This is a genomic window from Streptomyces swartbergensis (genome assembly GCF_002148965.1).
In the GTDB taxonomy this organism is placed as follows: domain Bacteria; phylum Actinomycetota; class Actinomycetes; order Streptomycetales; family Streptomycetaceae; genus Streptomyces; species Streptomyces swartbergensis.
This window is the reverse complement of sequence record NZ_NGFN01000340.1, coordinates 1-9,195: the sequence shown is the minus strand read 5'-3', so window position 1 is coordinate 9,195 and position 9,195 is coordinate 1. Positions and strand designations below refer to the sequence as shown.

The 9,195-nt window shown below is 73.1% G+C and carries 8 protein-coding genes; 5 read left to right on the top strand and 3 right to left on the bottom strand.

Annotation, left to right across the window (positions count from 1 at the left end):
* From CA983_RS35510 to CA983_RS35500, 3 genes are all read right to left on the bottom strand, one after another.
* A partial coding sequence (locus CA983_RS35510) for an ATP-binding cassette domain-containing protein (RefSeq protein ID WP_143645636.1) occupies positions 1 to 757 on the bottom strand: 757 nt, incomplete at its 3' end.
* 67 nt (positions 758 to 824) lie between these two features.
* Complete coding sequence (locus CA983_RS35505) at positions 825 to 3,908, bottom strand: SpoIIE family protein phosphatase (RefSeq protein ID WP_086604864.1); 3,084 nt, start codon at positions 3,906 to 3,908, stop codon at positions 825 to 827.
* A gap of 146 nt (positions 3,909 to 4,054) precedes the next feature.
* A complete protein-coding gene (locus CA983_RS35500; protein WP_086604863.1) occupies positions 4,055 to 4,477 on the bottom strand; it encodes a secondary thiamine-phosphate synthase enzyme YjbQ in 423 nt (140 codons plus the stop codon).
* Between the two features lie 122 nt (positions 4,478 to 4,599).
* On the opposite strand from CA983_RS35500, the gene CA983_RS49725 reads away from it, so the two are divergent.
* From CA983_RS49725 to CA983_RS35480, 5 genes are all read left to right on the top strand, one after another.
* Positions 4,600 to 4,683: a putative leader peptide gene (locus CA983_RS49725; RefSeq protein WP_349817350.1), complete on the top strand. Its 84-nt coding sequence runs from the start codon at positions 4,600 to 4,602 to the stop codon at positions 4,681 to 4,683.
* Between the two features lie 131 nt (positions 4,684 to 4,814).
* The gene (locus tag CA983_RS35495) at positions 4,815 to 5,684 is read left to right on the top strand and encodes an ABC transporter permease (RefSeq protein ID WP_086604862.1); all 870 of its coding nucleotides are present in this window, start codon (positions 4,815 to 4,817) and stop codon (positions 5,682 to 5,684) included.
* Entirely contained in the window at positions 5,657 to 6,397 is a 741-nt protein-coding gene (locus CA983_RS35490) for an ABC transporter ATP-binding protein (RefSeq protein WP_086604861.1), read from the top strand. The genes CA983_RS35495 and CA983_RS35490 overlap by 28 nt, the downstream gene beginning before the upstream one ends.
* 59 nt (positions 6,398 to 6,456) lie before the next feature.
* Complete coding sequence (locus CA983_RS35485; protein WP_086604860.1) at positions 6,457 to 7,482, top strand: ABC transporter substrate-binding protein; 1,026 nt, start codon at positions 6,457 to 6,459, stop codon at positions 7,480 to 7,482.
* A 65-nt stretch (positions 7,483 to 7,547) separates the two neighbouring features.
* Complete coding sequence (locus CA983_RS35480) at positions 7,548 to 8,624, top strand: NAD(P)-binding domain-containing protein (protein ID WP_086604859.1); 1,077 nt, start codon at positions 7,548 to 7,550, stop codon at positions 8,622 to 8,624.
* Positions 8,625 to 9,195 lie beyond the last annotated feature (571 nt).

The window sequence follows — 9,195 nt, the reverse complement described above, 5'->3', positions numbered from 1 at the left end:
CCTCGCCGACGATGTCGTGGACCAGGCGGGCGGGGCTGTGGCCGGCGAGGCGGCCGTGGCTGACGAGGCGGCCGTCGCGCAGTACGGCGAAGGTGTCGGCGACCTGGTACACCTCGTCCAGGCGGTGGCTGACGTAGAGGATGCCGTGGCCGCGGTCGCGCAGGTCGTGCAGGACGCGGAAGAGCCGGGCGCTGTCCGCGGCGGGCAGGCGGGCGGTCGGCTCGTCGAGGACGATGAGTCTCGCGCGGGCCGCCAGGGCCCTGGCGATCGCGACGAGCGAGCGCTCGGCCGGTGCGAGTCCGGAGACCGGCGCGTCGGGGTCGAGGTGCCCGGCGACGATCCGCAGCGCCTCGACGCAGCGCTCGCGGGTGCGCCGCCAGGAGATCAGCCCGGTCCGGCGGGCGTATCCGTTGGTCAGGGCGATGTTCTCGGCGACCGTCATCCACTCCACGAGACCGAGGTCCTGGTGGATGAAGGACATGCTCCGGGACGCGGCAGGGCTGCCGAGGGGCTCGCCGTCCACGGTGATCTGTCCCGCGTCGGCGGGGTGGACCCCGGCGAGGACCTTGATGAGCGTGGACTTGCCGGCACCGTTGGGCCCGAGGAGGGCGAGCACGCTGCCGGCGTGGACGTCGAGGTCGACCCCGGCCAGCGCGACCGTCCCGCCGAACCGCTTGCCGAGCCCGCGGATACGGACCAAGGGCTCCGGCCCGAAGGGTGAAGCCGCCTTCACCGGCGTGTCAGGAGCGTCGCGCACCCGATCAAATTACAGCATTTCGGGCATCTTTCGACCGCTGTGACTCCCACGCGGGTCGGCGGACGCCTCACGCGGCGTCGAGCTCGCATTCGGCCCAGATGACCTTGCCCTCCGCCAGGTAGCGCGTGCCCCAGCTCTGCGAGAGCTGCGCGACGAGGAACAGGCCGCGTCCGCCCTCGTCGGTGCTGGCCGCCCGGCGCAGATGGGGGGCGGTGTTGCTGGCGTCGGAGACCTCGCAGATCAGGGTGCGCCCGTACAGCAGCCGGACCCGGATGGGCCCGGTGCCGTGCCGGATGGCGTTGGTGATCAGCTCGCTGAGGATCAGCTCCGCGGCGAACGCGGTCTCGTCGAGTCCCCAGTCGGACAGGCGGCGCATGGCGGAGGCCCGGACGTCGCCGACGAGCGCCGGGTCGGCGGGCAGCTCCCAGGCGGCGATCCGGCCGGGGTCCAGGGCGTGGACGCGCGCGACGAGCAGGGCGATGTCGTCGTGCGGGTGCGCGGGCGCCACGGTGTCCAGGACGGCCTGGCAGGTCTCCTCGGGCGCTCGCTCCGGATGGGCCAGGGCCACGCGCAACTGCTCCAGGACCACGTCCACGTCGCGGTGCCGGTCCTCGATGAGTCCGTCGGTGTAGAGCACCAGCTGACTGCCCTCGGGGACGTCGATCTCGACGGCGTCGAAGGGCAGGCCCCCGAGACCGAGCGGGGGCCCGGCCGGGAGGTCGGGATAGGACACGGTGCCGTCGGGGTGGACGAGTGCGGGCGGCGGGTGACCGGCGCGCGCCAGGAGGCACCGCTGCACGGTCGGGTCGTAGACGGCGTACAGGCAGGTCGCGCCGATGACGCCGGCACCCTTGCCGTCGGGGTCCTCCCGGTCCAGGCGCCCCACGAGGTTGTCCAGGTGGGTGAGGACCTCGTCCGGGGAGAAGTCGAGCTCGGCGAAGCTGCGTGCCGCGGTGCGCAGCCGGCCCATGGTGGCCGCGGAGAGCATGCCGTGGCCGACGACGTCGCCGACGAGGAGCCCCACACGGGCGCCGGAGAGCGGGATGACGTCGTACCAGTCCCCGCCCACGTCGGACTCGGCGGGCAGATAGCGGTGGGCCACCTCGACGGCGTCCTGGTCGACCAGACCGTGCGGCAGGAGCCTGCGCTGGAGGGCCAGGACCATGGTGCGTTCGTGGGTGTAGCGCCGGGCGTTGTCGATGGACAGGGCGGCGCGGGTGGCGAGTTCCTGTGCCAGTGAGCGGTCGTCGTCCCCGAACGAGCTCCCGGAGCGGTAGAAGCTGGCGATGCCCAGGACGACACCGCGCGCGAGCAGGGGCACCGCGATGAGGGAGTGGACGTGGTCGAGCAGGCGTGCGGTGTGCTGGGGGTCCTGGGCGAGCCAGCCCGCGGCGGCCTTCAGGTCCGGTTCCAGCACCGCCTCGCCCCCGGTCAGGCAGCGCAGCTGGGGCGCGGTCGGGCCGAAGTCGATGCGCTTGCCGGGCGGCGTGAAGGGCAGGCCCTCGCGGACGCCGTGCAGCACCGTGCGGCGCAGGTCGGTGAGGGGGTCGGCGGACTCCTCGCCGCGCAGGACGGCGTCGGGCAGGTCGATGGTGACGAAGTCGGCCAGGCGCGGGACCGCCGTCTCGGCCAGTTCCTCGGCGGTGCGGCGCACGTCCAGGGTGGTGCCGATGCGGGCGCTGGCCTCGGACAGCAGTTCCAGGCGTCGGCGCGCGGCCAGGGCGTAGGCCCCGACGTGCGGCTCCCCCACCATCACGAGCCCCCGGGCCGGGAACGGCGAGCCGGGACGGTCGTCCGCCGCGCCCGTGCCGCCGTCGGCCGGGCCCCTGTCGCCGCCCGTAGCGCTCCTCCGGCCGTCGGTCGCACCCCTGCTGCCGTCGGTCGCGCCCCTGCTGCCGCCGGTCGCACCCTTGCCGCCATCCAGCGTGGCCCTGCCGCCGTCCGCCGCGCCCTCGCCACCGTCGGCCGTGACGGTGCCACCATCCGCTGTGACGGTGCCACCGATCCCCGCGGGTCCCCGGTCACCGCCCCTGCCACCGTCGGCCGTGACGGTGCCACCGGCCTCCGCAGATCCCCGGTCCCCGCCGGGCGCCACGGTCGGGCCGAGCGCGGCGGCGAGGTGCCCGGACGGCAGGGTGATCGACGGTTGTACGGGCCGTGGGGTGGTCGAGAGGGCGGCGAGGTCCGGCAGCTCGTCCGCCTGGTGCGGGAGGACGAGGGGCTCCCGCACCGCGGTGCCGGGCAGCACGGCCTCGATGGCGAAGCCCCGAACCCCGGAGGCGCTCGCCATCGGGCGGCTCACGAGCGTCACCCGCCGTCCGTCGGGCAGGGTCACGTCGACGGCGGCCCGCTGCCCGCGGGAGATCAGCTCGGCGGCCTTCTCCCTCAGGATCGCCTGGTCACGGGGGTGCACGACGTCGGCCAGCGCGTCCAGGGCGACGCCATGGTGCAGGCCGGCCTCGCCCCCGGTGGCCAGGTACGTCCGCAGCAGGGCGCGCTCGTGCGCGGAGCTCTGCCCCAGCAGCCGCCGCTCGATGTTCTCGGCCGCCCGGCGGATCGCCGCGCTCAGCGCGGGCTGTTCGAAACCACGCGGATATCCGAAGCACAGGACGCCCTCGATGCGTCCGCTGAGCGGGTCACGGACGGGCATCGCGACGCAGGCGCTGCCCTGGGACCGCTCCGCGAAGTGCTCGGCGCCGTAGACGCGGATGAGCTGCCGCTCCGCCAGGGCGAGGCCGATGCCGTTGGTGCCGGCGACCTGCTCGGCGAAGACGAATCCCGGGACCCGCTGGATCGCCGGGAGGCTCCTGGCCATCGCCGGGTCCCCGAACCGGCGCAGCAGGACCGTCCCGTTCGCGTCGGCGACCGAGATGTTGATCTGGCTGCCGGAGAACGCGTCCTGGAGCCGGTCGACCACCGGCACGGCCGCGCGGACGATACGGCCTGCCGGGTCGAAGTCCTCCCGGTAGGGGAGGTCGGCCCGGTCCGGCGACAGACCCAGGGACCGGGAGCGCTGCCACGAGTTCAGGATGGACGTCCGCACACCCGCGTCGATCTGCTCGCCCTGGAGAAACCGCTCGCGAAGCCGGGCGGGCCCCGTGCCGTCAGTCGCACGCCCCGCCGGCTTGGGTTCCTCGCCGGACCGAACCACGCCTCGCCTCGCTTGCGCCCGCGATCATCCGCTGCTCGGAAGAGAATCTGGCATTGACGAGAATACGGGCATTAAGGGCGGGCGTCACGGTATGCCGGAGCCGTTCGGGCGCGATGCCGGGGCGGCTCCGGCCGGGCGGACCGCGCTCACCCCAGGAAACTCAACCGCACCTTCCGCTCCGGGTTGTCCTTGTTCGTGTCCACGAGGCACACCGACTGCCACGTTCCGAGCTCCAGCCGGCCGCCCAGCACCGGCAGGGTCGCGTGCGGCGGGACGAGGGCCGGCAGGACGTGGTCGCGGCCGTGTCCGGGACTGCCGTGCCGGTGCTGCCAGCGGTCGTCGGCGGGCAGCAGGGTGTGCAGTGCGGCCAGGAGGTCGTCGTCGCTGCCGGCTCCGGTCTCCAGAACGGCGATGCCGGCCGTCGCGTGCGGGACGAAGACATTGAGGAGGCCGTCCCGACCGGCCGCCGCCTCCCGCAGGAAGGACTCGCAGTCGCCGGTGATGTCGACGACCCTCTCCGTGGATCCGGTGCTGATGTTCAGAACTCGGGTGGTGAAGACATCTGACATGCCCCCATCCTGACGCACGAGCCGGGTTGCGCCCGGTCGCCCCCGCCCGGGTGGCGGTACAGGCGTCCACTGGACGAGACGCCCGTTGACCGTGCGCATGCCACCTGGCTAAGTTCAGCGGCATGTTGCGTTCAGCCCTGCTCACCACGCGCGGTCACATCGACCTGCTGCGGGTGGCCTCCGCCGCGTGTCGCCGCGGCTGCTGACGCCCTTCCTCTCCTCGCTTTCCGGTTCCCTCGCCCTGGTTCCGCCTGCCCGCTGAGCACTCCTGCTCTCGCCGGTGCGGCGGCGGCGAGGCGTACCTCCTCACGCCCTCGCTCTCCCCCGTGGAGCCTTCATGAGCATCAGTCATGCCCCGCCCAGGTCAACGGAACCCGATATTTCGCCTATATCGGCTCCTGACCTCGACCTCCAGCCCCTCGTCCCCACCTCCTCCCGCCGCACCCGCGTCCCGCGCTGGCTGCGCCGTACCACCGGCCCTGTCCTGCTGCTGGCCTTGTGGCAACTCCTCAGCACCACGGGCGCGTTGCAGCCGGACGTGCTCGCCTCGCCCGGCCGTATCGCCCAGGTCGCCGGGGACATGGTGGCCGACGGGTCGCTGCCCGCGGCCATGGGCACCTCGCTCCAGCGGGTCGCGGCCGGGCTGCTGCTCGGTCTGGTCGTCGGCACCGGACTCGCCCTGGTCTCGGGCCTGTTCCGGATCGGCGAGGACCTGGTGGACGCGCCCGTGCAGATGCTGCGGACCGTGCCGTTCGTGGGTCTCATCCCGCTGTTCATCATCTGGTTCGGCATCGGCGAGGCCCCCAAGGTCGCCATCATCACGCTCGGCGTGACCTTCCCGCTCTATCTCAACGTCTACGCCGGGATCCGGGGCGTGGACGCCCAGTTGATCGAGGCCGGGGAGTCCCTCGGACTGTCGCGGTGGGGGCTCGTGCGGCACGTCGTCCTCCCGGGCGCGCTGCCGAACGCCATGACCGGTCTGCGCTACTCGCTCGGCATCGCTTGGCTCGCCCTGGTCTTCGCCGAGCAGGTCAACGCCGACTCCGGCATCGGCTTCCTCATGGTGCAGGCGCGGGACTTCCTGCGGACCGACGTGATCGTGGTCTGCCTGGTCGTCTACGCCTTCCTCGGCCTGCTCGCCGACTTCATCGTCCGCTCCCTCGAAAGGCTGCTGCTGCAATGGCGACCCACGTTCACCGGCCGGTGACCCCCCAGGCGGTCCATGTCGAAGGCCTCACCCGGTCCTTCGACGGCCGTGCCGTCATCGACGACCTGCGACTGGACGTCCGGCCGGGCGAGTTCGTGGCCCTGCTCGGCCGCAGCGGCTGCGGCAAGTCGACGCTGCTGCGCATCCTCGCCGGGCTCGACCGCGACATCGAGGGCACCGTGCTGGTGCCGCGCCGCAAGGCCGTCGCCTTCCAGGCGCCCCGGCTGATGCCGTGGAAGAAGGTCTGGCGCAACGTCCTGCTCGGCCTGCCCGGCAAGCCCGAACGCGCCGTCGCGGAGCAGGCCCTCGACGAGGTCGGCCTCGGCCACCGCTCGAACGCCTGGCCCAAGACCCTCTCCGGCGGCGAGGCGCAACGTGCCTCCCTGGCCCGGGCGTTGGTGCGCGAGCCCGATCTGCTGCTGCTCGACGAGCCGTTCGGCGCGCTCGACGCCCTCACCCGCATCAAGGCCCAGCGGCTCGTGGGCGAGTTGTGGCAGCGCCGGGGCTGCGCGGTGCTCCTCGTCACCCATGACGTGGAGGAGGCCGTACTGCTCGCCGACCGCGTCCTGGTGATGGACGGCGGCGTCATCGCCCACGAGCAGTGCATCGACCTCGACCGCCCCCGTGACATCACCGACCCGCGCTTCGCCGCACTGCGCGCCGGCCTCCTCGAACGCCTCGGCGTCGAGGCGACGGCCGCCGAAGCCGCCTGACCTCCTCGCCCCTCCTTTACGACCTGCCCGAACTCACTACGTACACGAACGGAACCGCCATGCGACGACGTCTCGCCCCCGCCGCCCTGCTCCTCCCCCTCGCCCTGCTGCTCACCGCCTGCGGCGGGAACTCGGCCGCCAGTACGTCGGACGGCGGCACCGACGGCCATGGCTCCGTCACGATCGACGTCGGTGACCAGAAGGGCGGTTCGGAGGCCGTCCTGCGCGCCGCCGGGGAACTGAAGAACCTGGACTACAAGATCAAGTGGTCCACGTTCACCTCCGGACCACCCCTGCTGGAGGCCGTCAACGCGGGGGCCGTCGACATCGGCGGCGTCGGCAACACCCCGCCGGTCTTCGCGGCCGGAGCGGGCTCGAAGATCAAGGTCGTGGCCGCCTGGCACGGCACGTCCAAGGGCGACACCATCCTCGTCCCGAACGACTCGTCCCTGAAGCGCCCCGAGCAGCTCAAGGGCAGGTCCGTGGCCGTCGCGCAGGGTTCGTCCGCGCACTACCAGCTGGTCGCGTCCCTGAGGAAGGCCGGGCTGAAACTGAGCGACATCAAGGTCAAGTACCTCCAGCCGGCCGACGCGCTCGCCGCGTTCACCGCCGGCAAGGTCGACGCCTGGGCGGTGTGGGACCCGTACACCTCCCAGATCCTGAAGGCCGGGCAGGGCCGGGTCCTGACCGACGGCGACGGTGTGACCAACGGGCTCACCTTCCAGGTCGCGGCACCCGACGCGCTGAAGGACAAGAAGAAGGCCGCCGCGGTCAAGGACTACCTGGAGCGGCTGCGCCGCGCCTACAGGTGGGTGTACGACCACGAGGAGGAGTGGGCGAAGGTCTGGGCGAAGGACACCGGGCTCCCCGAGGACGTGGCGCTGGCCGCGGTGAAGCGCACCTACACGACCCGGATCGCTGTCGCCGTCGACAAGCCGCTGATCGCCTCCGAGCAGGAGATCGTCGACACGTTCACGGCGTTGAAGCTCATCCCGCGCAAGGTCGACTTCGCCGCCTTCACCGACACCCGGTTCAACGGCGACCTGCCGCCGTCGACCGCGGCGCCCCGGCCCGCGGAAGGCTAAAGGCCAGAACCCGCCACCTCGATCAGCCCGGGAAGATCCACGATCCCGGCACGGTTGGTAGAAGCGTGAACAACACACGCCAGGTCGAGGTAGTCGTCATAGGCGCCGGTCAGGCCGGTCTGGCCGGCGCCTATCACCTGCGGCGATCCGGTTTCGAGCCGGACCGCGACTTCGTCGTGCTGGACCACTCCCCCGGTCCCGGCGGCGCCTGGCAGTTCCGCTGGCCGTCGCTGACGTACGGCAAGGTGCACGGGATGCACGCGCTGCCGGGGATGGAACTCACGGACGCGGATCCGGCCCGCCCCTCCGCCGAGGTGATCAGCGACTACTTCGACCGGTACGAGCGGGCCTTCGACCTGCGGGTGCGGCGCCCCGTGGACGTACGGGCCGTGCGCGAGGGGCCCGGCGGACGGCTGCTCGTGGAGACCTCGCAGGGCGTGTGGTCGACGCGGGCGCTGATCAACGCGACCGGCACCTGGGACCGGCCGTTCTGGCCGCGCTATCCGGGCCAGGAGACCTTCCGGGGGCGGCAGTTGCACACCGCGCAGTACCCCGGGCCGGAGGAATTCGCCGGGCAGCGGGTCGTCGTGGTGGGCGGTGGCGCCTCGGGCACCCAGCATCTGCTGGAGATCGCCTCGTACGCGGCCGCCACCACCTGGGTGACCCGGCGTCCGCCCGTCTTCCGTGAGGGCCCCTTCGACGAGAACGCGGGCCGGGCGGCCGTCGCGCTCGTCGAGGAACGCGTACGGCAGGGACTGCCGCCCATGAGCGTCGTCTCGGTGACCGGGCTGCCGCTCAGCGACGCGATCCGCCAGGGCATCGAGGACGGAGTGCTCGACCGGCAGCCGATGTTCGACCGCATCACGCCCACGGGAGTGGACTGGCAGGACGGGCGGCACGTCGACGCGGACGTCATCCTCTGGGCCACCGGCTTCCGTGCCGCCATCGACCATCTCGCCCCGCTACGGCTGCGCGCCCCGGGCGGCGGCATCCGCATGGAGGGCACGCACGCCGCCGCCGACCCCCGCGTCCATCTCGTCGGTTACGGCCCGTCGGCCAGCACCATCGGCGCCAACCGCGCCGGCCGGGCGGCCGTACGGGACATCAGGCGACTGCTGGCACGGGAGCGGGTCGCCGCGTGACACCCGGCCGCCGGCACGGGCGCTGGTAGCCACAGCCCGCCCGGGCTGGGACATCCGGCTACTGGCACGGAGACCGGCAGCGCATGACGCCCAGACCAGGGCATCCGGCTGCCGGCACACGCACCGGCAGCCACACCGCGCGGGCCGGCACATCCGCCGCCGGCCCGGGCACCGGCACCCCGTGACGCCCAGGCCGGGCGCCCGGCCGCTGGACCAGGAGCCTGTAGCCACGTGGCGCCCCGCGTGTCAGCCGGCTCACACGGCCATGCCGCTCCGCCGCCGCTTGCATCATCCGACCCGTCCACACCGCCGGCCGGCCCGGGCACGCCACAACCCCAGCCCCTCGGCTCCGCACCGCAGCCGTCACCTCGACGAGGCCGACCGACACCTACGGCCGGTCCGATCTCGCGACCCACGCCTCGCCGACCGGGTCWCCCTGCCCCTCCACGCCTCCGACGGGCCGCCGCCCGGCCCCGGCGCGCCACCAACCGAGCCGCCTCGGCTCCGCACCGCGTCAGTCTTGCCAGGTCGTGCCGACGGACACGCGCCGCCGACCCGGTCCCCCTCCCTC

What these genes read in the sequence shown, in the direction of transcription:
- CA983_RS35500 (WP_086604863.1), bottom strand. Translation starts at nt 4,477, where the DNA reads ATGTCAGATGTCTTCACCACCCGAGTTCTGAACATCAGCACCGGATCC.
- CA983_RS49725 (WP_349817350.1), top strand. Translation starts at nt 4,600, where the DNA reads ATGTTGCGTTCAGCCCTGCTCACCACGCGCGGTCACATCGACCTGCTG.
- CA983_RS35490 (WP_086604861.1), top strand. Translation starts at nt 5,657, where the DNA reads ATGGCGACCCACGTTCACCGGCCGGTGACCCCCCAGGCGGTCCATGTC.
- CA983_RS35495 (WP_086604862.1), top strand. Translation starts at nt 4,815, where the DNA reads ATGAGCATCAGTCATGCCCCGCCCAGGTCAACGGAACCCGATATTTCG.
- CA983_RS35485 (WP_086604860.1), top strand. Translation starts at nt 6,457, where the DNA reads ATGCGACGACGTCTCGCCCCCGCCGCCCTGCTCCTCCCCCTCGCCCTG.